Origin of the sequence: Flavobacterium sp. UGB4466 (assembly GCF_903469665.1) — a bacterium.
In the GTDB taxonomy this organism is placed as follows: Bacteria; Bacteroidota; Bacteroidia; order Flavobacteriales; family Flavobacteriaceae; genus Flavobacterium; species Flavobacterium lipolyticum.
This window is the reverse complement of sequence record NZ_CAGKLC010000228.1, coordinates 1-1,635: the sequence shown is the minus strand read 5'-3', so window position 1 is coordinate 1,635 and position 1,635 is coordinate 1. Positions and strand designations below refer to the sequence as shown.

The 1,635-nt window shown below is 40.7% G+C and carries 1 protein-coding gene; it reads left to right on the top strand.

Going from position 1 to position 1,635, the window contains the following annotated elements:
- A partial coding sequence (locus JO950_RS21775; protein ID WP_202704522.1) for an amino acid adenylation domain-containing protein occupies positions 1 to 1,635 on the top strand: 1,635 nt, incomplete at both ends.

The window sequence follows — 1,635 nt, the reverse complement described above, 5'->3', positions numbered from 1 at the left end:
CAGCCGGATGATCTGATAGGGATACAATTGGAGCGAAGCGAGTGGATGATTGTGTCGATACTGGGTGTGTTAAAATCAGGAGGAGCTTATGTTCCTATTGATCCGCAATACCCTCAGGAAAGAATAGACTATATTAAAGAAGATACACAGTGTAAGGTTTGTCTGGATGAGCAAGAGTTAAGCAGGTTCAAAGAAAACCAGGAACGTTATGCTAAAGATGTAGAGACTCGCATGGCTAAAAGCGATCATTTGGCTTATGTGATCTACACCTCAGGTTCGACAGGGAATCCAAAAGGAGTAATGGTGAGTCATCAAAACTTGACGAATAAATTAATTGAAGAGAAAACCCTATTATCAATAGATAATGAAAGCATTAGTTATTGTCTAACTAATTATGTTTTTGATGTTTCTCTATTAGAAATATTTCTGGTGTTAATCGCAGGAGGAACAACTGTTGCTTCGGCAGGGAATATTGTTAATAATGCACAGGCAGCAATTAGAACGATAATAGATCGCAAAGTCACGATTTTGCAAGGAACACCCACGTATTTTGCTCAATTCGTATCAGAGTTAACACAAGAGACAGCTAAGGAATTGAATAAGTTCTTAAGGACGATAGCTATGGGAGGAGAGTCACTTAATGCGAATTTAGTTAAAAGCATAAAAGAACTCCTGCCAGACGTTAAATTAAATAACCATTATGGGCCTACTGAAATTACGATAGATGCAATCGTAAATAAAGATGTAAGCTCATTTGAAGCCAATATTATAGGCAGACCGCTTGGAAACACGATTGTCTATATTTTAGACGAGCATCAAAAATTGGTTGCGGTCAATGTTACGGGTGAAATTGTGATTTCAGGTCAATCGGTTGCTCAAGGTTATTTAAACCAGGAAGCGTTAACCAAGGAGAAGTTTGTAGCAAATCCTTTTAAAGCGGGAGAGCGTCTGTACAAAACAGGCGATTTGGGTCGTTGGCTACCTGATGGGAACATTGAGTTCATAGGGAGAAAAGACGATCAGGTAAAGATTAGGGGGTACCGAATAGAACTTGGAGAGATAGAGCATGCTTTAGTAAAACATGAAGCTGTAAATCAAGGAGTAGTTGTAGCCAGAGAGAACGAGTCGGGAGAGAAAGAACTCGTGGCGTATATCGTTTCTAATGTCGAGCAAAACACAAGCGATTTAAGAGCTTATTTAAAACAGTCGTTGCCGGAATATATGCTTCCGGCGTACTTTGTTCAACTCGAAGCCATCCCATTAACGGCCAATGGTAAAATAGATAAAAAAGCATTACCGAACCCTGAAGCTATGGGATTATCGAGTGGTGTTGAATATGCAGCACCGGTAACAGAACAGGAAAAGGTTTTGGTTTCGGTATGGTCAGCGGTATTGAAAAAAGAAGGCATCGGTATCAAGGATAGTTTTTACAATCTTGGTGGAGATTCCATCAAGTCAATTCAGGTGGTAGCCCGATTAAAACAACAGGGTTACAGACTTAAAGTAGAGCATCTGTTAAGCACACCGGTACTGGGAGAGCTGGCAGGGTTAATGGAGCTGACCACCCAGGTTAGCGATCAAAGTGAAGTGAGTGGTGCTGTTGCGCTGACCCCAATCCAGGAATGGTTTTTCAAA